Origin of the sequence: Catenulispora pinistramenti (assembly GCF_018274385.1) — a bacterium.
GTDB classification, from domain to species: domain Bacteria; phylum Actinomycetota; class Actinomycetes; order Streptomycetales; family Catenulisporaceae; genus Catenulispora; species Catenulispora pinistramenti.
This window is the reverse complement of record NZ_JAAFYZ010000030.1, coordinates 1-23,292: the sequence shown is the minus strand read 5'-3', so window position 1 is coordinate 23,292 and position 23,292 is coordinate 1. Positions and strand designations below refer to the sequence as shown.

At 71.7% G+C, this 23,292-nt stretch carries 17 protein-coding genes; 6 read left to right on the top strand and 11 right to left on the bottom strand.

Going from position 1 to position 23,292, the window contains the following annotated elements:
- The first annotated feature begins 133 nt into the window (after positions 1-133).
- From KGQ19_RS11725 to KGQ19_RS11715, 3 genes are all read left to right on the top strand, one after another.
- Entirely contained in the window at positions 134-1,777 is a 1,644-nt protein-coding gene (locus KGQ19_RS11725) for an acetate--CoA ligase family protein (RefSeq protein ID WP_212009125.1), read from the top strand.
- Positions 1,778-1,890: 113 nt separating this feature from the next.
- A complete protein-coding gene (locus KGQ19_RS11720) occupies positions 1,891-2,700 on the top strand; it encodes an enoyl-CoA hydratase/isomerase family protein (RefSeq protein ID WP_212009124.1) in 810 nt (269 codons plus the stop codon).
- Positions 2,701-2,872: 172 nt separating this feature from the next.
- Complete coding sequence (locus KGQ19_RS11715) at positions 2,873-3,430, top strand: flavin reductase family protein (protein WP_230418509.1); 558 nt, start codon at positions 2,873-2,875, stop codon at positions 3,428-3,430.
- Positions 3,431-3,538: 108 nt separating this feature from the next.
- On the opposite strand, the gene KGQ19_RS11710 is transcribed toward KGQ19_RS11715, so the two are convergent.
- Genes KGQ19_RS11710 through KGQ19_RS11700 form a run of 3 tightly spaced genes read right to left on the bottom strand, consistent with a single transcriptional unit; the run spans position 3,539 to position 7,629 of the window.
- Positions 3,539-5,611 carry a DUF6311 domain-containing protein gene (locus KGQ19_RS11710; RefSeq protein ID WP_212009123.1) on the bottom strand — a complete coding sequence of 691 codons (2,073 nt, stop codon included), beginning with the start codon at positions 5,609-5,611 and terminating at the stop codon, positions 3,539-3,541.
- Positions 5,612-5,635: 24 nt separating this feature from the next.
- On the bottom strand, positions 5,636-6,715 hold the full coding sequence (locus KGQ19_RS11705; RefSeq protein ID WP_212009122.1) for a Zn-dependent alcohol dehydrogenase: 1,080 nt from the start codon (positions 6,713-6,715) through the stop codon (positions 5,636-5,638).
- Positions 6,712-7,629 carry an SDR family oxidoreductase gene (locus tag KGQ19_RS11700; protein ID WP_212009121.1) on the bottom strand — a complete coding sequence of 306 codons (918 nt, stop codon included), beginning with the start codon at positions 7,627-7,629 and terminating at the stop codon, positions 6,712-6,714. Before KGQ19_RS11700 ends, KGQ19_RS11705 begins: the two co-directional genes overlap by 4 nt.
- A 139-nt stretch (positions 7,630-7,768) precedes the next feature.
- On the opposite strand from KGQ19_RS11700, the gene KGQ19_RS11695 reads away from it, so the two are divergent.
- Positions 7,769-8,704 (top strand): cyclase family protein, encoded by a 936-nt coding sequence (locus KGQ19_RS11695; protein ID WP_212009120.1) that lies wholly within the window; start codon positions 7,769-7,771, stop codon positions 8,702-8,704.
- Positions 8,705-8,817: 113 nt separating this feature from the next.
- Here the strand turns inward: KGQ19_RS11695 and KGQ19_RS11690 are convergent, their stop codons facing one another.
- From KGQ19_RS11690 to KGQ19_RS11670, 5 genes are all read right to left on the bottom strand, one after another.
- A complete protein-coding gene (locus tag KGQ19_RS11690) occupies positions 8,818-11,610 on the bottom strand; it encodes a LysM peptidoglycan-binding domain-containing protein (protein ID WP_212009119.1) in 2,793 nt (930 codons plus the stop codon).
- Position 11,611: 1 nt separating this feature from the next.
- Positions 11,612-13,681 (bottom strand): TadA family conjugal transfer-associated ATPase, encoded by a 2,070-nt coding sequence (locus KGQ19_RS11685; protein WP_212009118.1) that lies wholly within the window; start codon positions 13,679-13,681, stop codon positions 11,612-11,614.
- Complete coding sequence (locus tag KGQ19_RS11680; RefSeq protein ID WP_212009117.1) at positions 13,671-14,519, bottom strand: CpaE/TadZ family protein; 849 nt, start codon at positions 14,517-14,519, stop codon at positions 13,671-13,673. Before KGQ19_RS11680 ends, KGQ19_RS11685 begins: the two co-directional genes overlap by 11 nt.
- Positions 14,520-15,076: 557 nt before the next feature.
- The gene (locus KGQ19_RS11675) at positions 15,077-16,108 is read right to left on the bottom strand and encodes an acyl-CoA dehydrogenase family protein (RefSeq protein WP_212009116.1); all 1,032 of its coding nucleotides are present in this window, start codon (positions 16,106-16,108) and stop codon (positions 15,077-15,079) included.
- Entirely contained in the window at positions 16,108-17,337 is a 1,230-nt protein-coding gene (locus KGQ19_RS11670) for an acyl-CoA dehydrogenase family protein (RefSeq protein WP_212009115.1), read from the bottom strand. The genes KGQ19_RS11675 and KGQ19_RS11670 overlap by 1 nt, the downstream gene beginning before the upstream one ends.
- A 131-nt stretch (positions 17,338-17,468) precedes the next feature.
- Here KGQ19_RS11670 and KGQ19_RS11665 point away from each other — a divergent pair, with 131 nt between their 5' ends.
- Complete coding sequence (locus tag KGQ19_RS11665) at positions 17,469-18,101, top strand: cysteine hydrolase family protein (RefSeq protein ID WP_230418508.1); 633 nt, start codon at positions 17,469-17,471, stop codon at positions 18,099-18,101.
- A gap of 12 nt (positions 18,102-18,113) precedes the next feature.
- Here the strand turns inward: KGQ19_RS11665 and KGQ19_RS11660 are convergent, their stop codons facing one another.
- Entirely contained in the window at positions 18,114-19,232 is a 1,119-nt protein-coding gene (locus tag KGQ19_RS11660) for an LLM class flavin-dependent oxidoreductase (RefSeq protein ID WP_212009113.1), read from the bottom strand.
- 198 nt (positions 19,233-19,430) lie between these two features.
- Between KGQ19_RS11660 and KGQ19_RS11655 the strand changes: the two genes are divergently transcribed.
- The gene (locus tag KGQ19_RS11655) at positions 19,431-20,969 is read left to right on the top strand and encodes a class I adenylate-forming enzyme family protein (protein WP_212009112.1); all 1,539 of its coding nucleotides are present in this window, start codon (positions 19,431-19,433) and stop codon (positions 20,967-20,969) included.
- A 4-nt stretch (positions 20,970-20,973) separates the two neighbouring features.
- Here KGQ19_RS11655 and KGQ19_RS11650 read toward each other — a convergent pair whose 3' ends face one another.
- Positions 20,974-21,846, bottom strand: coding sequence for a class I SAM-dependent methyltransferase (locus KGQ19_RS11650; protein ID WP_212009111.1), 873 nt, complete (start codon positions 21,844-21,846; stop codon positions 20,974-20,976).
- A gap of 207 nt (positions 21,847-22,053) precedes the next feature.
- The gene (locus KGQ19_RS11645) at positions 22,054-23,166 is read right to left on the bottom strand and encodes an NAD(P)/FAD-dependent oxidoreductase (protein WP_212009110.1); all 1,113 of its coding nucleotides are present in this window, start codon (positions 23,164-23,166) and stop codon (positions 22,054-22,056) included.
- Positions 23,167-23,292 lie beyond the last annotated feature (126 nt).

The following is a 23,292-nucleotide window of genomic DNA, read 5'->3' as shown; positions in this document are numbered from 1 at the left end:
AAATCCGTGTGAACGCAAGATCTCTTGGCTGTTACCTCTGTGCTAATTCGCACCCGCGCCCTAAACTGACACCTCGTCAGGTTACTTGTCAGTTTGCTCATGAGAGGGCGGTGCGATGCCTGCCACCAGCGTCATGACCACTGAACAGACCACGGTGACCCGGCGCCGGCCCGCCCCCGAGGACCGGCGTCACCACGTACCGGCCCGACCGTGGAGTCCGGAATCCCTTTCCCCGGCCCCGGCGATCGCGCTCATCACCACCGGCGCGCACACCGGCTGCCCCCTCGTCACGGCCGACGAGCTGGGCGTCCCGGTGGCCGGCTGGACCTATTGCGGCCCCGATCCGGACGGCGACGGTCCGACGTTCGCGGACACGGTCGAGGCGTTCGCTCAGGCGGACGGCGTCGGGGCGATCGCGGCCTGTGTCGACGCGATCGGCACCGACCTGGACGGCAGAGCACTGATGCGGGCCGCCGAGTCCGCGGCCGGGGCCGGCCGCCCGCTGGTCGTGCTGGCCACCGGCGCGGACCGGGTGATCGACGCGGTGCTGCGGCAGGCCGGGGTGATCCGGGTCGAGGGCTTCGACCAACTGCTGGACTGTGCTGCCACCCTGGCCCGCTTCCCCCGCCCGACCCAGCCTCCGGGCCCGGTCCGGATCGCGGCGGACTCCGCGGGCGCCGCCACGTTGCTGGCCGACCTGGCCCGCCGCTCCGGCCTGGCGACCGAGGACGCCGGCGACGCCTCGGACATCGCCGAGCTCGCCGCGCGCCCCGGCGCCGGGATGCTCCTGTACGCGGTCACCGAGACCGGGTCCTCCGGCGAGTGGACGGCCGCCGCACTGGTCGAGGCGGCGCGCGAGAGCACCACCCCGATCGGCGTGGTCTGGTGCTCCTCCGGCGGCACCGAGACCGGCTATCGCCTGATCCTGCAACGCTCGCCCGAGATCGCGACCTTCCGCACGCTGACCAACGCGGTCGCCGCCGCCAAGGCCTACTACGACCACTGCGACCACCGCTTCCGCATCCCGTCCCTGGTCGAGGACAACGCGATGGCCGGGGTGAAGGCGCGGCAGATTCTGACTTCCAGCGGAGGCCCGGGTACGGTCCGCAAGCGCGACACCGACCCGTCCAAGGGCCTGTCCGAGTCGCAGACGCACCAACTGCTGCGCGCCTACGGCATCCGCACACCGCGCGAGCAACTGGTCACCAGCGCCGCGTGGGCCGTGCGCGCCGCCGCCACGATCGGCTATCCGGTGGTGATGAAGGCTTCGGTGGCCGGGCTGCCCTCGGCTTCGGCGGCCGGGCTCACCCGCACCACCATCACCTCGGCGTCGCAGGTCCGGGAGAACTTCAAGGACCTGATGGACTCGGCCGGCCGCCAAGGCTACGGAACGCTGGACGGCGTGCTGATCGGCCAGCAGATCACCGGCGGCGTGGACACGATGGTCGGCATCCGGCGCGACGACCGGTTCGGCCCGGCCGTGGTGGTCGGGGTCGGCGGTGCCTACGCCGAGACGCTGGGCGACGTGGCGATCCGGGTCGCGCCGTTCGACGGGCACCAGGCCCGCCGGATGCTCGACGAGCTGCACTGCCTGCCGCTGCTCACCAATGCCGGTGCGGACCTGGAGGCGCTGGCCGACACCATCTTGCGGGTGCAGCGGATGGCGCTGGATCTCGGAGACGTGTTGGAGGGCTTCGACATCGCCCCGCTGCGGGTGCTCGGGCGCGGCGGCGGGACGGTGGCGCTGGACGCCTCGGCGCGCTTGATCGCGCACTGATCGCCGCCAGGACTGCTTGTGTACTGAGTTCCGGTGCCGGAACGCTGTCGTGCTGTCGCGCGGGGGTGGGCCGGCGCCGGTGTTTTCGTTCTCTGACTTCGATGGGAGCACGCATGTCCGAGCGCTCTGTGGAAGAGACCGTCCGGCAGGATTCGTCGGGCGGGGTCCGGTGGATCACCTTGGACCGCCCCGAGGCGTTGAACGCCGTCACCGCCGGCCAACGCGACCGGCTGATCGCCTTGCTGCGTCAGGCCTCCGCTGATCCTCAGACGCGGGTCGTCGTCCTCACCGCCACCGGCCGTGGCTTCTGCACCGGGGCGGATCTGCGTCCGCAGCCGGGCGCCGAACCCGGTGCGCCCGGGCCCGGGGACGTCGCCCGCACCATCCGCGAAGGCGCCCAAGCACTCATCGCCGCGGTCCTGGACTGTGAGAAGCCGGTCATCGGCGCGGTGAACGGCATCGCGGCCGGGATCGGCGCGCATCTGGCCCTGGCCTGCGATCTGGTGATCGCCGCGGAGTCCGCGAAGTTCATCGAGGTCTTCGCCCGGCGCGGTCTGGTGCCGGACGGCGGCGGCGCGTATCTGCTGACCCGGCTGGTCGGCGTGCACAAAGCCAAGGAGCTGATGTTCTTCGCCGACGACGTCCCGGCCGCCGAGGCGCTGAGCTTGGGGTTGGTGAACCGGGTGGTGCCGGACGCCGAGGTGGAGAAGACGGCGCGGGAGTGGGCCGACCGGCTGGCGGCGGGGCCGACGCGGGCGTTCGGGCTGGCCAAGAATCTCGTGAACCGCGCGCTGGAAGTGGACCGCGCGACGGCCTTCCGTGAGGAGGCTGACGCCGTGGAGCTGAACACGGCGACCCACGACGGCCAGGAGGGTGTGCGGGCGTTCGTGGAACGCCGTGCGCCGGAATTCACAGGGCGCTGACCGTGGCCGGGGTGTTCGCGATAGCGAACGGAAGCTCTCTTGACGGGTCGTCAGTTCCCACCCACACTGAGCCTGTCCGTGCACGTATGCTGGGCCGAGCTGCGCATTTGGAATGGCGAACGAGCCGCGAAGAGCGCAGCAGCGACCAGCGTGACACCTAGGGGCTGGGATCATGCCTGCACAGGCCACCGCACGCGAGCGTGCCGGCCGCGTCGCCGAGAACGGCGGCACCGCCGCCGGGCCCGCCGCGAACGCCGCCGACGGCGCGACCATCGACGCCGCGCACTACCGCCGCGTCCTGGGCCATTTCCCCTCCGGCGTGACCGTCGTCGCGTCCGAGGACGCTGACGGGCCCGTGGGCTTCGCCTGCCAGGCGTTCTCCGCGCTGTCCCTGGATCCACCGCTGGTGCTGTTCTCGGTCGGCCTCACGTCCACCACGTGGCCGCGGATCGAGGCCACGGGCCGCTTCTGTGTGAACTTCCTGGCGGCCGACCACGCGGAGCTGTGCCGCGCCTTCGCGGTCAGCGGCGGCGACAAGTTCGCCGGCGTCGACTGGCAGCGCTCGGGGCTGGGTTCGCCGATCCTGGCCGGTGCGCACGGCTGGGTGGACTGCACGATCGAGGCCACCCATCCCGGCGGCGACCACACGATCGTGATCGGCCGGGTGCACGCGCTCGACGCGGACGGCGAGTCGAACCCGTTGATCTTCCACAAGGGGGCGTTCGGCTGAGGCCGATGCCTGTGACTGCCTTGACTGCCTTGACTGCCTGCGACCGCCTATGCGGCGAGTGACTGCTCATTCGGCAAGGAGTCGCGAACGTGGCAGCCGATCAACCGCTCAGCGACCGGGCTCCATCCACACCACCACGTCGCCCTCCAGCTTTCCGGGGGCGATCGCCTGGTCCAGGAAGTTCTTGATGGCCGCGAGGTTCTGCGTCCCGTCGGCGGCGACCACGCACTTCGCCTGCCACGTGCCCAGGTCCAGCGCCACCCGGTTCTGGATCGCCGAGTCCACCGCCGGGGTGGAGCCGCCGCCGTTCTTGTAGATGTAGGCCAGCCACTGCGCGGTCCACAGCACGTTGCTCTTGGCCCAGACCACCTGCTTGTCGGTGGCCGAGTTCGGCCCCATCACCGGGCCCTGCGGGATCGCGAAGTCGGTGTTCTCGGCCGTGGACCAGGTCTCGTTGGTCCGGTCGCCGCCGTCGGACAGCGGGACGCCGACGATCGTGTGGTGTCCCGGCGAGACGCATTCCTTCCACGCACCGGACGTGAAGTACTGCGGGATCGGGGTGCGCGGGACCGTGTCGAACACCCGCGGGATCAGCGGGATCAGCGCGGCGGTCACGGCGCCGATCCCCACGCCGCGCAGCACCTGCCAGCGGTGCAGGACCGCCTCGTCCAGGCCCAGGGCCAGCAGGATCCCGATGATCCAGCTCACCGCGAGCGCACTGCGCACCGGCAGGCTGGAGGAGAACAGCGGCAGGTGTTCCAGGTGCGTCCACACCCCGGCCGGGCCGATCGGCCAGAAGCCCAGTGTCTTGTGGTCGTACACCGGGGTCGGTCCGAGCGACAGCACGACCAGGATCAGCGCGGCGATCAGCAGCGCCCGCACCGCGGCCTTCCGGATCAGCCACATCGCCAGCAGCGCCACCACGAGCAGCAGCGCCCAGCCGACCAGCGCGGCCTGTTCGGTGCCGCCGGGGGCCAGCGGGTCCAGCTTGGCCGGGTCGCCCCACAGCTCCAGGTTCGGATACACCGCGTAGGACTTCAGATCCGCGGAGTAGTAGCCGATGTCGAACGGGATGCCCTTGAACGACATCGGCCCGAAGAACTGGAACGACAACGGATACGCCAGCAGCACGCCCGCGGTGACGATGGCGAAGCCGGCGCCGCGCAGGAACGTGACCGCCTCGTCCCGGGCCTGGCGCGGCCGCATCGCGGCGTACGCCACCAGGAACAGCCCGGTGCCCATCGCGGTCAGGAACAGCAGCTCCTCCCCGACGAACACCTGCGCCGTGATCAGCACGCCGAGGACGATCCCGTTGCGGACCTGCCGTTCCGGCTCGCGCAGCCGCAGCACCCCGGCCAGGATCAGCGGCACCAGCCACTGCCCGGCCAGGTTCGGGTGGGCCAGCGAGTGCGACATCATCGAGGGCGAGAAGCCCAGGAACAGGCCGCCGACGAAGGCCGCGGTCTCGGTGCGCACCACGTGCCGGCGCAGGAACCAGCGCCAGGTGATCGCGGTGGCCGCCAGGTTGAAGGTGGTCAGCAGCGCGAACGAGACCGCGGAGCCGAACAGCGCGGTGATCGGGGTCAGCACGATCGCCGGCCCGATGATCTGCGGGTTCGCCGCCAGGTTCATGCCGTCGGGGGCGTTCATCGCGTGCGTGAACAGCGGGTTCTGCAAGTGCGTGACCGCGTGCTCGACCGCGGTCAGCTGCCACTCGAAGTAGAACTGGTCGTAGGGGTTGCCGGCCAGGACGCTCGCGATCGGGTGGAACAGCAGCTTCCAGGTGAGGAACACGGCCAGCGCGATGTAGAGCAGCGAGAGCAGCAGTGCCGGGCTCGGGCGCAGGAACTCCGCGGCGATCCGGGCCGTCACCCGGTTGAGGAAGTGCTTCGGGGCGTCTGAGGTCTCCGGGGATCGGTCGGTCCCGGTGGCCTCGGCCTCGGTTTCCAGTTCGGCCTCGGCCTCGGTGCCAGTGTCGAGCCCGGCCTGGAGTTCGTCGTCGTCGGTCCGACCGGGGGCGGAGACGTCCTCGACGGCCTCCGTCGCGGTGGTGCGCTCGGCGCCGTCGCGCCTCGGTTGGTGCGGGACCGAGGGAGCCGTGGTCGCGGATGCGTCCGTGAGCAGTGCGGCTGCCTCGCTGTCGTGCTCCGGCGCGCCCTGCCCGCTCGGGCTCTCCGTCACGGCCTTAGCTTCCCCTCGTAGGTCTCAGAGCAAGAGGACTCCTCTTGCCAATGACCCGCTTTCCAGGTCGTGGATCGCCTCGTGGATGTGCTCCAGAGGGTAGGTCTTTGTGACCAGTTCGTCCAGGAGTAGCTCGCCCTTCCGATAGAGGTCCACGTACCTTTCGACGTCGAACTGCGGGTGCGAGGTTCCGTACCGGCAGCCCATTATCGTTTTGTCCATATACATTCCGGAAACGAGGAACGTCCCCTCGGCGTCGCTGCGCGGCACGCCGAGCAGTACCGCGGTCCCGGACCAGGCCAGCAGGTCGGTCGCGGCCCGGATCAGCGCGGGGTGGCCGACGCACTCGAAGACGTAGTCGGCGCCGTGCGGGAGCAGGTCCTTGATCAGTTGGACCAGGTCCTGGCCGCTCGGGTCGAGGAAGTCGGTGGCGCCGAACTGCCGGGCCGCCTCTTCCTTGCGCGGGTTGGTGTCCACGGCGATGATCCGGCCGGCCCTGGCGATCCGCGCCCCCTGGATCGCGTTCAGCCCGATGCCGCCGACGCCGATCACCACGACCGTCTCGCCGATCCGCACCTTCGCCCGGTTCAGCACCGCGCCGACGCCGGTCAGCACGCCGCAGCCGACCAGCGCGGCCGAGGCCATCGGCACGTCCTCCGGAATCGGCACGGCCTGTACTTCCTTGATCACCACGCGTTCGGTGAACACCGAGGTGTTGGCGAAGGAGAACAGCTTCTCGGTCGAGCCGTCGGCGGCCTCGCGGGTGAACGGCTTGCTGATCTTGCCGAACGTGCCGCGGCACATCGTCGGACGGCCCGCGCTGCACGCCGGGCAGACGCCGCAGTTGTTGATCGTGGTCAGGCAGACGTGGTCGCCGGCCTTGACCCGGGTCACCGCCGCGCCGATCTCCTCCACGACGCCGGCGCCCTCGTGGCCGAGCACCGCCGGGCCCGGGAACGGGATGGTGCCGTTGACGACGCTCAGGTCGGAGTGACACAGACCGGCCGCGCCGATGCGGACCACGATCTCGTCGGAGCGGGGGCCGCGTACCTCTATCCCGTCGACGACTTCCAGCTTGCCGCCCTCGAAGACCGCGGCCCTCATGACCGCGGCCCCTCTTCCTGCGTCTTCCGTTCCTCGGTCGCCTTCGCGTACGCGGCCAGCTTCGCGATCATCGGCATGGTCTCGACGCCGACCGCCTCCGGCAGCCGCTTCGCGATCGACTCGGCGGTCCACGGCTCCTCGCCGTACATCGAGCGGATCTCCTGCGGCTGGTTCCACACCGCGATCCGGCGGCCGGCCACGGTGTAGATCTGGCCGGTGACGTCCCGCGCGGCCTCCGACAGCAGGTAGGCGACCAGCGGTGCGACGTCCTCCGGCTCGCCCATCTCGGCCATGTCGAACGGGACGTTGGCGCTCATCCGGGTGCGCGCGACCGGGGCCACGGCGTTCGCGGTGATGCCGTACTTGCCCAGGCCCAGCGCGGCGCTGTGGACCAGGCTCACGATGCCGCCCTTGGCCGCGCTGTAGTTGGCCTGCGAGACGCTGCCGGCGTGGTTGCCGGAGGTGAAGCCGATCAGCGCGCCGCCGCCGGCCTTGCGCATCACCGCGCTGGCCGCGCGGAACAGGGTGAACGTGCCCTTCAGATGCGTCTCGATGACCGGGTCCCACTCATCCTCGGCCATGTTGAACAGCATCCGCTCGCGCAGGATCCCGGCCACGCACACCACGCCGTCCACCCGGCCGTAGGTGTCCAGGGCGGTCTGCACGATGCGCTGCCCGCCGGCCAACGTCGTGACGGAGTCCGGGCACGGCACCGCCTGCCCGCCGGCGTCCCGGATCTCCTGCGCCACCGCCTCGGCGACCTCGCTGGACGGCGCGCTGCCGTCGACCGAGACGCCGTAGTCGTTGACCACCACGGAGGCGCCCTCGGCGGCGCAGCCCAGGGCCACGGCGCGCCCGATGCCCCGCCCCGCGCCGGTCACCACGATGACCTTGCCTGCCAGGAAGTCGGCCACCTTGCTCGCTCCTCGTGTATTCGCTGTCCGGGTACTCGCTGTCGTCGCCAAGCTTCGAATCTGACGGCATGTTAGCTAAGGTTCGCGACAGTGGACAGCATCAACTGACGCTGTGTCAGATATCACTGGGAGCCTGAGGATGCCGCTACCGGAGCAGTTCACCGGCCTCGCCCGCCGCGTCAACAACTGGGGCCGCTGGGGCCCGGAGGACGAACGCGGCACCCTGAACCTGATCACCCCCGAACGCGTGGTCCACGCGGCGTCCCTGGTCCGCACCGGCCGCCGCTTCACCCTCGCCCTCCCGCTGGACGAGGACGGTCCGCAGATCGGCATGATCGAGGGCCGGGACAACCCGAAGCGCACCATGATCATGGTGAACGCGCAGGTGATGGGCCCGGAGCACGCCTTCCGCACCTCGGACGACCGGGTGGAGATGGGACTCCAGGCCGGGACGCACTGGGACGCGCTGGCGCACGTGTCGTACCAGGGGCGGCTGTACAACGGCTTCGACGCCTCGGAGATCACCGAGGCGGGCGCGGCGCACTGCGGGATCGACAAGGCGGGGCCGATCGTCGGCCGCGGGGTCCTGCTCGACGTGGCACGGGCGCTGGGCGTCCCGCGACTGGGCGACGCGACGCGCGGGCACGCGCTGACGGCCGCGGACCTGGACGCGGCGGCTGAATTCGGGAAGGCGGAGATCCGGCCGGGGGACATCGTGCTGATCCGCACCGGCGCGATGACGACCCTGAAGGCCGGGGACAAGCCGGGATACAACTATCCGTGTTCGGGCCCGTCGATGCAGACCGTGCCCTGGTTCCACGCCCACGACGTGGCAGCGGTGGCGACGGACACCATGGCCTTCGAGGTCTACCCGCCCGAGCGCGACGACGCGCAGCTGCCGGTCCACCTGCTGCATCTGGTGGAGATGGGGATGTTGCAGGGGCAGAACTGGGACCTGGAGGCGCTGGCGGAGGACTGCGCGGCGGATGGCGTGTACGAGTTCTTCTTGACGGCTTCGCCGGAGCCCTTCACGCGCGCGGTGGGGGCGCCGGTGATTCCGGTGGCGGTGAAGTAGCGGCCCCGAGTCCGCCCGACACCCGGAGCGTGCGCGGGTTGGTGGCTCAGCTTGCTGAGGGCGTGTGAGCCGAAGGCATCCGCCCCGCCCTAGCTCCCCTCACTCACTCACCCTCACCCGCGCGAGGCGGCCTGCGCCACATCCCGCAGCAGCGCGGCCGTCTCCGGCTGGAGCGGCAGTCCTTCGCGCTCGGCGTAGCCGAGGAGGGCGTCGGCGTGGCGGCGGGCGGCTGGCAGGTCGCTCAGGGCGCCCAGCGCGGTCAGCAGGTCCCGGTACAAGAGCTCTGATTCGGGCGCCGCCGCCAGGCCTCGGAGGGCCGCCTTGCGGGCGTTGCGCGGGCTCTGCTCGTGCAGGCACGCCTCGGCGACGTAGTGCGCCGTGTCGATCGCCAGCGCCGCGATCTCGTGCCGGAGTGTTTCGGCCCAGCCGTAGCGGCGCAGCGGGGCGTCCTCGAACGGCCGGCCGCGGACCAGGCTGAGCGCGCCGACCAGCTCGCCGGTCTGGGTGCGCTGCAGGAACTCCAGCCAGTCGCAGGTCACTGACGGCGCCAGGGTCACGCTCTCCGGTGTGACCCGGAGCAGCTGCTCGTCGGCGCCGAGGACCTCGCGGAGCCGGACCAGCTGCGCGTCGATGATCGCCATCGCCCCCGCGTGCGCCGGCCACAGCTCCCCGGCCAGCTGCTGGACCGAGCAGCCGGGGTGCAGCATGACGTACGCCGCGACCTCCGCCAGCTCCGCCGAGCCTTCGGTGCCGGCCAGCACGATCGGGCCGAGCACGTCGATCGTGTACGCCGGCGCCGGGGCGAGGTCATCGGCCTCGCCGGGGTTCGAAGCACCCGGCTGCGCCATCCCCGCGACGGCGGCCTTGCGCTGGCTCCAGTAAGCGCCGTGCCATTGGCCCGGCTTACGCGGCGCGGTCTCGCGGGCGACCGACCGATCGCGTGCCGCGGGATATCCGCTTCGAGCCGACAAGGCGGGTTGGTCGCTTCGATTCGGCAAGGCGGACTGCTCGCGCCGAGTCGGTGAATCGGGTCGGTCGTCGTCGATCCCCATCAATCGATCCTCAGCCCGGGGCGGCGGAGGCTCCTCATCGCCGTCGGCCACCGGATCGAACTGCGGCAGGTTCGCCGGCTTCAGCGCCAGCCGCACCGCCTTCGCGGCCCCGGGCCCCGGCAGCGGAGCCGTGGTCGTCGGTAGCGCGGTCGGTAGCAGTGCGTCCACCCGGAACAGGTCGTCCACCGGCACCCGGAACCGGTTGGGCTGCACCGGATCCGGCGTCGGGATCAGCTCGGCGCGGGCCGGCGGACGCGCCGCGCCAGCCGCCGTCGCCGCCGTCGCCTCAAGCGAGCCGGACCCCGCACCCTCCGCGTTCCCCGCCACATGCCGCCGAGGATGCGAAGGCTTCCGCTTCGGCAACGGCGTCTTCGCGCCCGGGCCCTCGGGCCGCGCTGAGGCCGGCAAGTGGAACGCCCCCTCGCGCGGCGCCGGCTTCTCCTGATCCGAATCCGCCGCCGACAGCTCCCGCACGACCGCCTCGAACCGGTCTTCGCGCAGCGCCTGCACCCGCAGCGGGATCCCCGGCCCGCCGGACTGCGAGCGCGGCGTGTGGAACATCGGCCCGCCGATCGTCCACGGCGACAACACCTGCTCCCGGTCCCCGGCCACCGCCACCACCGCGACCGACGTCCGCTGCCGCCCCGAGAGCAGGTGCCGCAGCCGGTGCGTCAGCCGCATGTCCGGCGGTACCGCCGAGAGCAGCACGTGGGTCTTCGTGATCGGCGCCAGTTCGTCGTCCGGGTGGGTCCGGGCCTTGCGCACCGTGACGCCGCGCCGGTCCAGTACCGCCTCGACCCCGGCCGACCACCGCGCCAGCGCCTCCACGGCGCGCACCAGATCGTCGCCGAACGTCAGCCGGCCCGGGGCGAACAGCGGCGGCAGTTCCTCGCCGAACCCGACGAGCGTCACCTCCACCTGATCGGCCGCCATCCCGGTCGCCAGCTCCACGGCCATCGCCCGCAGCACCGACACCGACTCGGCCTCCGGCACCAGCAGCGAGATCCCGCCGGTGGCCTCCAGATCGACCATGACGGTGTCGTCGTCCTCATCGAAGCCCAACGACACCAGCGCCGGATACGGGGCCGGGGCCGGGGGCGCACCGACCGGCGCGCCGAGCGGGCAGATCCACACGCCGGGCCGGCGCGGATCGGCGTAGAACGGCGCGACCGGCGGCTGCGGACGCGCCAGGTGCAGCTCCAGGCCGTGCCGCTTGAGCACCGTCGCGCTGATGTCCGGCAGGCCCCGGTCGGCCTTCGTCAGCTTGGCGCTCAGGGTCCTCAGCGCCGCGTCGATCAGCACCTGGCCGGTCGGGTTGTCGATCCGGCTCAGCTCCAGCTCCCAGTCCCCGGGGCGGCGCATCGAGATCCGCTCGCCGGGCCGCCGCCGCATGAGCTTGCGCAGCCGCCGGTCGCCCAGCGCGCTCAGGACCCCTGCGGCCAGCAGCCCGCCGGTCGCCGCCACGGTCTTGCCGGAGTCGTTGCCGGTGGTGGCGAAGGTGGACTCGCGCCGGGCCAGGGCACTGACCGCGGTGCCGATCCCGGACCCGATCGCCAGCTGCACGGGTTCGGGCGTCAGCTCCGGCCGGTGCCGTCCCATGTCCGGCGGCATGATCAGCACCCAGCCGGACTGCAGGAACTCGACGTAGCTGAACACCGTCCCGTCCGGCATCCGCCGGCCGTCGTTCAGCTCGGCGATGTCGGCGAACCGGTGGGGGTCCCCCAACTGCTCCTCGGCGATCCGCCACAGCGAGTCGCCCTTGCGCACGACATAGGTCTGATACTCCGGAGCCTGCGGCCCCGAAGCCGTACTCGAGCCGGGCCGCGACCCCGCGACGCCCCCGTCGTCCGCCATGTCACTCCTGGTCCAAGCGCCGCCGGTCGTGCAGGTACTGCCGGTCGAAGACGTCCTGCTCGGTCAGCGAGGGCTTCGGCACCGGCGTCATGTTCTGGAACCCGCGGCCGCCGTCCCGCTGCTGTTGCTGCTGCTGGTGCGGAGCGGGCCGCGAGACGTTCTGGGCCGCCGGGGTCGGGGCCACGTACCACTGGTCGTTCCCGTACAGGAACCACTTGGGGTCGAACCCGGCCCGCTGCAACGTCGCCAGCCGCTCCGGCCGCTGCGCGAACACCGCGCGGCCGTCCGGACCGGGGGCGAACACCTCGGTGACGATCGGCGCCAGCCGGTCCCCGAGCCCGTTCACCTCCACCACGCGATCGACGTAGCGGCCGGTGGCTCGCGGCTCGCGCGGATCCCGGGGGTCCGTCGGGGAATCGGTGTCCAGCCGGATGTCGACGATGTAGTGCAGGGTCTCGGCGGCCAGCTGGACCGCCGAGTCCCGGCTTATGAAGTCCCGGCTCATCGTGGTCCGCATGCACAGCATGACGAACTTGTTGAACGCCTCCCGCGCCGAGTTCGCGTGGATCCCGCACAGCGCCGCCCGGCCGCCGGTGGACACGGCCTCCAGCAACGTGGCCGCCTCGGCTCCGCGCACCTCGCCGACCACCAGCCGCGCCACGTTCATCCGCAGCGCGACCTCGATCACGTCCGACAGCGTCACCTCGCCGACCCGCCGGCCGTCCGGTCCGCGCTCGGAGGTCCCCGGCCAGGACTGGTAGGCGACCATCCGCGGGTGCCGCCCGACCTCATCGAGGTTGAGTTCGAACTCTGCCTCGACCGTCGCGTAGCGCTCCATGACCGGTATCTCGGCGGCCAGCGCGCGCAGCAGTGTGGTCTTGCCGGAGTTGAGCGGCCCGGTGACCACGATCGTCTGCCCGGCCAGCACCGCGCTGCGCAGGAACGCCGCGATCGCCGGCGAGACCATGCCGCGCACCACCAGATCGTCCAGTGTCACCTTCACGACCCGGTGCCGGCGCACCACCAGCGTCGGCCGCTTGGACACGCCGATCGTGGCCGTCAGCCGCGCGCCGCCGTCGACGGTGAGGTCGAGCAGCGGCTCGGCCGGTGTCAGGATCCGATGACGCCGCGCCGCCCAGGTCCGCACGTCGGCCAGCAGCGCCTCGTCCGAGGAGGCGATCCGCGGCGCCTTCTCCACCCGGCCGTCGGTGTAGACCACGTGGCCGTCGTCGCAGCCCCGGTACTCGATGGTCTCCACATCCGGGTGGTCCAGCATCGGGGCCAGGCCGCCCATGCCGAAGACCGAGGCGCCCGCGGCCCGGCGCATGGCGTCCTGGCGCGCGTCGTCGACCGCCTGGCCGCGCGCCGAGGCCCGGGCCGACCAGGAGTTCACCGACTCCTCGATGACCGCCATCCCGAAGGCCCGGCGCTGTTCCTCGGTACCGGGGTCCGGGGGCGGGAACCGGTCGGCGATCCGGTCGCGCACCTGCTTGCGGATGGCGTCGACGCCCGGCCAGTCGACGGCCGCGAAGGCGTGGATCCCCTGCGCGGGCTTGGGATCCGGCGGGTACTCCGCGCCGCCGCCGAACCGGAGCGCGAGTTCGTGGCGCGAGCGGTTCGTCCGATCGTCGTCGTCATCGGACGGTGGCGACGCCGGCGGCGGTGGAAGCGGGGACTGGGCCGGGGCCGCGGCCGGTGGCGGGGGCGGCGGGAGCTGACGCCGACCGGCGCTCGGCGCACCCTTGAACTGCAAGGCGTTCTCCACGATCGGCGGCGGTGCGGGCGGCAGAGCGTGGGACGGCGGCCGTCCCTGGGGCGGCGGCCTGAGCTCGCGGACCGGGGCCAGCGGCGGCTTCGGTCCGGGGCCGGCGGACGGCGGCGGATCGGCCGGTTGCCGGCCCTCCCAAGGCGGGGTGCCGGGCTCGGGCAGCGCGACGCTCTCCCGGTTCAGGAACGCGATCGCGTCGCGCAGCTCTGACACCTGGTCGTATCTGCTGCTACCGCCGCCGCGGGCCCGCCCTGGGGGACTGCCGCCCTGGGCGTGCCGAGGGTCGTTCTTGTCAGCCGGCATGGGCGGCCTCCCCGGGTACCACCGTCAGCCGGCGGCTCGAGGTGACGGTGCGCGCCGGCGGTGCCGGGCGGTTCAACTGGCGGTCGATCGCAGCCTGCAACTCCCGGATGTCCCGCATGTATCCCGAGCGTGAATAGCCGCTCGGGAGGTTCCGACGGCCCAGCAGCTCCGCGCCGACCTTGATATCGTGCCGCACCTCGGCGATCACGTCGATCTCCAGCGCCTGCTCGATCGCCTCGCGGGGGTTGTGGCGGCGGGCGCCCGGCGGGATCACGACGCCGGCCAGGCACCAGCGCGGGTCGGCGTGCGGCCGGGCGGCGGCCAGCTGCCCGGTGATGCTGCCGACCGCGTCGTGCGCCGCGCGGATCTGCTCCAGGTGGTCGCCGGTGAGCATCAGCACCAGATCGGCGTGCTGGATCAGCGGCAGCGGGGCATGCGCGGCGTGCAGCGGGCCGCAGTCGACGATCACGTCCACCGGCCGGCGCTTCACGACCAGCGCCGGCAGCACCCGGGACAGCGGTTCCCAGAGTACTGATACAGCGGCGGCTTGGGCCGGGACCTGGACTCCGGCCAGGAAGCGGGCCGTGGAGTTCGGGCTCAGCGGCTGGACGTAGCGGAAGACCTCCTGGCGGATGTCCGCGTGCTGATGGATGGCCGCCAGCCCGAGCAGCCCCTTGGCCACGTCGCCGCCGCCCTGCTGGTAGCCGGCCACGATGTCGCCGTAGCGCGGATCGCACTCGGCCAGCAGCACCGGACGCGGCCAGGACTCGGCCAGCGCCACCGCCGTGGTGGTCACCCCGGGCGAGTTCTTCGCCGAGACCAGGCAGATCATCGCCATGGCGCACCTGTGGGCGCGGCGTCCCGCGTACGCCGGACCGGCTGGCGGCCGGCGGCGGCCGCGAACGGTCGGGCGGACGGCGCGCTCGGGCGGACGCCGCCGCCGACCGGCGGAGGGGCGGGTGCGGTACGCATGGGCTGAGCTCTTTCCCGATTGTTCGGTAGCGCTGTGGTGCTATGTGGCATTGCGCGGACTAATACTTCTGGGCGGGCGGTGTGGTCGTTCCCATGGTGGCAATGAGAACTCTGATTCAGTTGTAACCAGTCGCGGCCGATGTAGTCCTGTGGATTCCCGGGGGGTTGGCAACGGTCGGTCGCAGGGCCCTGGCACCGCCGCCGAGCAGGCTCTCACCTGCTCGAATCGTACCCTTTCGGGCCGTCGGCGACCTGCTGAGCTGGGGGTTCGCCATGATTACGCTAGGGATCCAGGTATAGGCGCAGCGTTGCGGGGTGTCAATATTCGCCATCAATCAACGCCTGAGTGTGGCGGAGATGACACGTCCTCGCCCGGACCGCTGGCGCGCCGCCGCGACGCCCCCGGTGCGCGTGGGATTTCCCTTACAGGGATTCAGAAATCAGGTCCGCGTGGTCCGCGGCCCGGCCGTAGGCCAGAGACAGGGCCCAGGCTCGCTTGAGGTAGAAGTGCAGACCCATCTCCCAGGTGCATCCCATGCCGCCGTGCACCTGGATCGCCGCCCGCGCGTTCGCCACCGCGGCGTCGTCGGCGAGCAGCTTGGCCGCCGACACCGCGGCCGCCGCGGCCGGCAGGTCCGCGCCGTCGTGTCCGGCCGCCTCGTCGGCCAGCAGCACCGCGGCCGAGTGCACGGCGGCCCGGGCCAGCTCGGCGCGCGCGAACATGTCCGCGCACAGGTGCTTGACCGCCTGGAACGAGCCGATGGCCCGGCCGAACTGGGTGCGCTGCTTGGCGTAGGCGACGGCGCGCTCGGTCAGCACCGCCGCGATGCCGACCTGGTAGGCCGCGGTGAGCAGGGCGCCCTCGCGCAGCAGCGTGTCGGCGGTCCCGGAATCGCCCACGATCTCCCCGCGCAGCGGCTTCTGCCGCAGGCGGTGCAGCGGGACGCGGGGATCCACAGGGTGGGGAACGGCGTCGGCGCGCAGCTCGATCGGTTCGACCCGGAGCACCTGGCTGCGCCCGGCGGCGCCCGGGGACTCGCCGTCCACGATCTCGACGACCAGCAGCGCGTCCAGGGCGTCGAGGTGTTCCAGCAATTGCGGCGCGCCGCCGGTCAGGTCGCCCAGCCCGACCCGGTGCCGGCCGGCCGCGTATTCCGGCAGCAGGGTCGCGGCCAGCGCGGTCGCGGTGAACGGGCCGGTGGCCAGCGAGCGGCCCAGCTCCTCGAAAACGTGCACTGATTCGGGGTGGCCCAGGCCCAGCCCGCCGTCGGCCTCCGGTACCCGCACGCCGAAGATCCCCAGCTCGGCCAGATCGCGCCACAGCGCCCCGTCCACGCCGCCCACGCCGGGCTCCGGCCCGTCCTCGCCGGGAGTACCCGGCGCGGGGTGCTTGCCCAGCACGTCGCGCACCGCGCCGGCCAGTGCCAGCTGGTCCTGTGTAGGTCGGAAGTCCATTACCGCCCGCCCCCCTTCGCCGCGCCGGACGCCGAGGGCTCCCTGGGCTCCTTGGGCAGGCCGAGGATCCGCTCGCCGATGATGTTGCGCTGGACCTGCGACGTCCCCGCGGCGATGGTGTATGCCAGGGACCTGAGACGTTCGTAGCCGGGCTCGCCGTCGTAGGTGCACAGGTCGTCGTCGAAGGCCAGGGAGTCCCGGCCGCGGACTTCGGCGTGCAGATCGTCCAGGTGTTGCCGGGCTTCGGAAAACCTCAACTTGAAAACTGAGGAACCAGGGCCGGGGATGCCATCGGCTGAATGCTCGGCCTCTGAGACGTTCCGCTTCACCAGGGCCCACAGGGCGTCGAACTCGGCCGCCAGCCGGGCGATCCGGCGGCGGATCTCAGAGTCCTCCCAGGTCGCGTTCTCCCGGGCCAGCGCGGCGATCTCCAGCAGCCGCCGCCGGGCCCAGACCACTTCGGCGACGAACCCGGTGCCGCGTTCGAAGGCGAAGGTCACCATCGCGATCCGCCAGCCGTCGCCTTCTTCGCCGACCCGGTTCGCCACCGGGATCCGCACGTCCTCCAGGATCATCTCGGAGAACTCGGTCGAGCCGCCGGCGGTCATCAGCGGGCGCAGGGTGAGGCCGGGGGCGTCCATCGGCATGATCAGCCAGGTGATGCCCTGGTGTTTCGGGCCGTCCGGCGGGCCGGTGCGCACCAGCAGTTCGCAGAAGTCCGCGACCTCGGCGTGCGAGGTCCAGATCTTGCGGCCGTTGACGACGTAGTCGTCACCGCCGCCGTCGAGCACCGCCCGGGTCCGCAGCGCGGCCAGGTCCGAGCCGGCGTCCGGTTCGGAGAAGCCCTGGCACCAGATCTCATCACCGCGCAGGATCGCCGGGATGTGCCGCTCGCGTTGCTCCGGACCGGCCTCGGCGATCAGCGTCGGGCCGGCGTGCAGCAGGCCGACGAAGTTCACCCCGACGTAGGGCGCGCCGGCCAGCTCGGACTCCTCCAGGAAGATCAGGTGCTCGGTCGGGGTCGCGCCGCGCCCGCCGTACTCGGCCGGCCAGTTCAGCCCGGCGTACCCGGCCTGGTGCAGCAGCGCCTGCCAGTGCGAGTCGTAAGACCTGCGCGCCGGCCAGTCGTCCTGCGACGGCTGCGGGTCCAGGGTCGGCAGGACCGCGCGCAGCCAGGCCCGCAGCTCTTCGCGGAACCGCTGTTGGGCCGGTGTGTCACGCAGCTGCAAGGCGGGCTCCTGTCGGGCTCCGGGCGGGCTTCCGTAGTAATCTGACGGTCCGTCAGGTGAGCGTATTGCCGCGGATCGCGGGCCACAAGGCCCACTCCCGTTCTGACTCCGTGTCAGTTACTGTGCGCGGCATGCCGGTCGATGTGTTCGCGATGCTTGAGCCGTCCCGCTGCGCCGTGGTCACCTCCGAGCTGCAGAACGGCGTCCTGGGCCCGTCCGCGCTGTTCCCCCAACTCGCCGACGTGGCCCGTCCGCACATCCCGGCTATGGCCCGGGTCGTGGACGCCGCCCGTGCGGCCGGCGTCCCGGTGATCCACGCCACCGTCTACCGCCGAGCGGACACCCGCGGCGCGAACACCAACGCGGGCCTGTTCGCCGCGGCGCTGCGCTCGGCCCGGCGCGAAGACGTCCAAGACCTGCTGCCCGGTTCGAAGGCCGCCGCGGTCATCGACGAGATCGGCCTGCTGGACACAGACCTCGAACTGCCGCGCTACCACGGCCTGGGTCCCATGTACGACTCCGGCCTGGCCGCCGTCCTGCGCAATCTGGGCACCCGCACGGTGATCCCGGTCGGCGTCTCGGTCAACGTCGCCATCACCAACCTGGTGATGGACGCGGTCAACGCCGGCTTCGACGTGGTCCTGCCGCGCGACGCGGTGGCCGGGGTGCCGGCCGCCTACGCCGAGTCGGTGATCGAGAACACCCTCAGGGTGCTGGCCGTGCTGACGACCAGCACCGATCTCGCCGCGGCCTGGAGCAGGTGAGATCTCAGCTCCTCAGCTCCCCAACTGCGCCTCGCGCTGCCGCGTCGTGGAGTGCACCGGATCGGTGTCGAACCGGGGCAGCACCTCGCGCCCGAAGGTCTGGACCGACTCGATCGCCGCCTCGATCGGCATCGCCGTCGACAGCATCCCGAAGACCAGCTGGTCGGCGCCGATCGCCTGGACCGCCGCGACCGCTTCGCAGACCTCGTCCGGGGTGCCGATGCACATCGCCTTGGCCTCGATCACCGCGTCGATGGTCGCCCGGTCCATCTCCGGGATCGTGCCGCCGAGGTCGTTGACCCACTGCGGGCGGGGGAAGGTGTCCAGGTACTTCCACAGCAGGCTCTGGTGGTAGCCGGAGCCCATCGTCGCTGCCACCTCGCGCGCCCGCTGGCCGTCCTCCAGGCACATCAGCTGCGAGGTGACCATGACGTTGTTGTTGATGTAGCCGCCGACCGGGTTCTCGCAGCGCTCGATCTCCTCCTTGTAGATGGCGATCAGCTTGCCCAGGTCGTCCATCGAGGCCTGGGCGAAACAGAGCACGCCGATGCCCATCTCGGCCGCCTTCTTGAAGGTGCCCGGCGAGCCGGCCGCGACCCACAGCGGCGGGTGCGGGTCGGTCAGCGGCTTGGGGAGGACGTTGCGCCGCGGCATCGAGAAGAAGCGGCCGTCGTAGGAGTAGTCGGTCTCCTTCCACATCCGCACGATCTGCGGCAGCGTCTCGTCGACCATCTCCCGGGTCAGGTCGGAGTCCTCGATGCCGAAGCCCTTGGTCTCGGTGGTCGAGGAGCCGCGCCCGACGCCGAACTCGAACCGGCCGCCGGACAGGTGGTCCAGCACCGCGACCTTCTCGGCGACCCGGGCCGGGTGGCTGACCGGCGGGGTGATGTTGAAGATGCCGGAGCCGACGTGGATCCGCTCGGTGGCGGCGGCCAGGTAACCCAGGAAGGCCTCGTTGGCGGACAGGTGCGAGTACTCGTCGAGGAAGTGGTGCTCGGTGGCCCAGGTGTACTTGAAGCCGGCCCGGTCGGCGGCCTTGACCAGCTCGATCTCGTCGCGGAGCCGCGAGGCTTCCGTTATCCCGGGGTGGTTCTTCGGTACGTAGAGGCTGTTGAAGAGGCCGAACTCCACGGTGGGCTCCTTGCTCGTCGTCGGTTCATTGAGCGCGGGAGGGCGCGGGCAAGAGCAGAGCCGCGATCTGACGCACCGTCAGATATCGTACTGATCGGCATTGCGGCCGCAAGGGGCACGGCTCTTCCCCCTGATCGCGGCGTGCAGTAGAACAGCGTAGAACTGACCCACCGTCAGATCCGATCTGGAGGCCGCGGGATGCTGGACGCCGGGAGTCTGTGGGAGCTGATCGAGCGGCGTGCCGAATCCGATCCCGGGCGCGAGCTGTTGGTGGACTCCGGCGGGTCGCGGATGACGAACGGCGAGTTCCGCGACGCCGCCCTGCGCACGGCCGCCGGACTGCACGACCATGGAGTGCGCACCGGCACCGTCGTGTCCTGGCAACTCCCGACCTGGAACGTCGGCTACGTCCTGATGGCCGCGCTGAGCCGGCTGGGCGCGATCCAGAACCCGATCATCCCGATCTACCGCGACCGCGAGGTGGGGTTCATCGTCCGGCAGATCGCCCCGGAAGTGGTGATCACACCCTCGGAATTCGGCGGCTTCGACTTCGCGGCGATGATCGCGCGGCTCACCGAGGGAACCGGGACCCGGCACATCGCAGCCGATCGATCGCTCCCGGAAGGCGATCCGGCGGTCCTGCCCCCGTATCAGGCCCCTGGTGAACGCGAGCTCCGCTGGTACTTCTACAGCTCGGGCACCACCGCCGACCCCAAAGGCGCCCGCCACACCGACACGGCGATCCTCGCGGCGGCGCGCGGGATGCACGAGTGCCTGGCGCTGACCGGCGAGGACATCAACGGCATGGCGTTCCCGCTGACCCACGTCGCGGGCCCCATCTGGCTGGCCTCCTCCTTGATGGCCGGCCTGTCGAACGTCCTGCTGGACCGCTTCGACCCGGCGGCGGCCGTCGACCTGTTCGGTCGGGAGAAGGTGACGCTCGGCGGCTCGGGGACACCGTTCCACCTGGCGTACCTGAAGGCCCAGCGCGAGTTCGTGAAAACACACCCGGGCCGGCGGGCCTTCCCCTCCTTCCGGCTCTGCAACGGCGGCGGCGCACCGCGACCGGCCACCCTGCACGCCCAGATCCGCGACGAGGTCGGCGGTCTGGGCGTGATAGCCGGCTGGGGCCTGACCGAGGCGCCGATCCTGACCATGTCGACCGTCCACGATCCGCAGTCGGCGCTCGAGGACTCCGAGGGCCGCCCGATGTCCGGCGTCGAACTGCGGGTGGTGACGCTGGAAGGCAAGGCCGCCGAGCCGGGTGAGGAAGGCGAGTTGCGGGCCAAGGCGCCGCAGCTGATGCTCGGCTATGTCGATGCGGCCCTGGACGCCGACGCGTTCGATGCCGACGGCTACTTCCGGACCGGCGACCTCGGCACGGTCGACGCCGAGGGTTTCGTGCGGATCACCGGACGGCTGAAGGACATCATCATCCGCAAGGGCGAGAACATCTCCGCGAAGGAGATCGAAGACCTGCTGTTCACCCACCCGAGGGTGGCCGACGTCGCGGTGGTCGGCCTGCCGGACGCCGACCGCGGGGAGCGGGTGTGCGCCGTCGTGGTCGGCGCGGACGGCGCGCAGGCGTTGGAGTTCGCGGAGATGGTCGCGTTCCTCAAGGGCGCGGGGCTGACCACGCACAAGCTGCCGGAGCAACTGGAAGTGGTCGAAGGGCTGCCGCGGAATCCGACCGGGAAGGTGATCAAGCGGGATTTGGTGGCGCGGTTCCGGAGCTGAGCGGTCACGGCGCGCCTTCGACGCGCTGAGCGGTGTAGACGACAGTCAGCCGCGGATCCGCGACCTGCCCGCCGAGCTCGTCGACGAGCGAACCGAGCCGGGTCAGGAACTCCTCACGGCTCGGCGGATCGAGTTCTTTGATGTTCGGGAACGTGGACCACTGATCCCGCGCGGACTGCGCGGTCAGGATCTGCTGCCACTCGATGATCTCGACCTCGACGGAACCGAAGTAGCCGCCGGCGGTCAACTGCCCGCGCCACCGGTCGGTGTCCAGCACGTGCGAGCGGCTGTTCCGGTAGCCGGTCTCGCCCGGAAGCAGGTCGTGGTAGACCTCGTCGAGCCGGTCGCGGAACAGCGTCGGCCGCTTGGCGTCGCCGAACTCGTTCCACCACGCGGCCAGCCAGCCGCCCGGACGCACCTGGGCGCCGATCTTCGCCGTCGACGTGGCCGGGTCCAGCCAGTGCAGCGCGGTCGCCGCCGCCGCGAGGTCGAATCCGCCCGGCAGGTCCGCGGTCTCGAAGTCGCTCACCGAGATCTCCAGCCGATCACCGGCGTGCTCCGCGGCGAGCACCGCGGCCAGGCTCTCGCCGGGCTCGACCGCGAGGACCCGCGCGCCGGCCGCCAGCAACGGCCCGGTGGCCAGGCCGGTTCCGGCGCCGATCTCCAGCACCCGCGTGCCGGGGCCCAGCCCGCACCGCTCGGCCAGCAGATCGAAGACCGCGTCCGGGTACGGCGGTCGGCCGCGCCGGTAGGTCAGCGCATCGGAGTTGAACGACATGCGGCGGGCTTCGCGCGTGGCGTCCGCCGATCTCGCCTGCCCGGCCGTGACAGCATCCTGTGTCGCGCCGGCGTCCGGATTCGATTCTTGATCTCCCACCCGGACAGTCTGCCGACTCGGCCTCGTGAGGGCACGGAGATTTCGTCCTGCTGAAGTGGCGGTGGCGACGAGCTGCGCCAATGAGCTGTGGCGACGAGCCGTCAGGCAATAAAGCGGTGGCGGTACCGGCAAGGTGCACCGGTACCGCCACCGAGGGTCGGGCGCCGTTGGCCGGCCCTGGCTTGGATGGGTGGTGGTGCGGGCGGGTCAGGCCGTGGCGGCCCTGAGCAGCGCCTCGGCTTCGGCCACGACACTCGTGGCGTTCGCCGCGCGCTGCACCGGTCCCCGGTAGGTCCGCTGCGGGTCGAGCCCCGAGAGCCGTCCGGCGAGCACATCGGCCTGCGCCAGCAGCGTCTCGTGCCGCCCGGACAAGCTCCGCCGGTGCTCGGCACAGGCTCCGAGGGCGTGGATGTGCGGGTCGGAGACACTGCGCAGCGTGTCGTCGACGACGATCCCGCGCGCCACCGCCAGCCCCGAGGTCCACGCCAGCGCCGTGTTCGGGGCCGTGCCGCAGGCGATGACCGCCAGGTCGCAGCTGAGCCGGTGCCCGTCGGCGAGGGTGACCGCCGTCAGGGCATCGGCGGACCCTGATTCCAGGGCCCGGACCCGGCAGTCCTGGTAGGCGATCACTCCCGTGCGCCGAAGCGTCAGATAAGCGTCGGTCGGCGTTATCTCGGGGGTGGCCGGGGTCTGGTCGACGAGCTCGACGTGCAGCGGGTCGTCGCCGCGGGAGATCCGCAGGGCCGCCGCCACCGCGAGCCCGGTGCTGCTGCCGCCGATGACGACCGCGTGGACCCCGCGGGCCGCCGCCTCGGCCAGCCGGTGGAAGTCGGCGGCGTTGTGTGCCGAGTGCACGCCGGGCAGCAGGTCCCGGCCGTCAGCGGTTCGCAGCCCCCTGATCGGCGGCAGCACCGGATTGGCGCCGGTGGCCAGCACCAGCGTGTCGTAGGGCTGCACCCACTGGTCAGAGCCATGGACCAGTCGGTGCAGCCGGTCCACGGCCACGGCCCGGACCCCGGCGCGCAGGTCCAGCCGCGGGTCGTTCGGCGTCGGCAGGGCGGCCGCGGTCGTGTCGAACGCGACGTCCCCGCGGTCCCGAGCCCCGGGCGCTTCGTGAGCGGCGTGGCCTTCGTGAGCGGCGTGGCCTTCGTGGCCCGCGCGACTCCTGGCCAACGTGCTCGGCAGCGCGGAGCGGTCGTGCGCGACGGCGCCCTCACCGGCGTAGACGGTGACGTCCACCTCGGCATCCGTGCCGAGCAGGCCGGTGACCAGACGGTGGGCCGCCGGCCCCCAGCCGACGACGACGATCTTCCTGCTCATCGGGGTTCCCCCTTCGATCGGCGACGCGATGCCCCCACGATGCCCGACCCACGTTTCCCCGCTGCTTCGTCGGTGTTTCCTGCGCCGTTTCCGTCGGGAGGGGGCGTGATGGGGAACGCCTGGGAG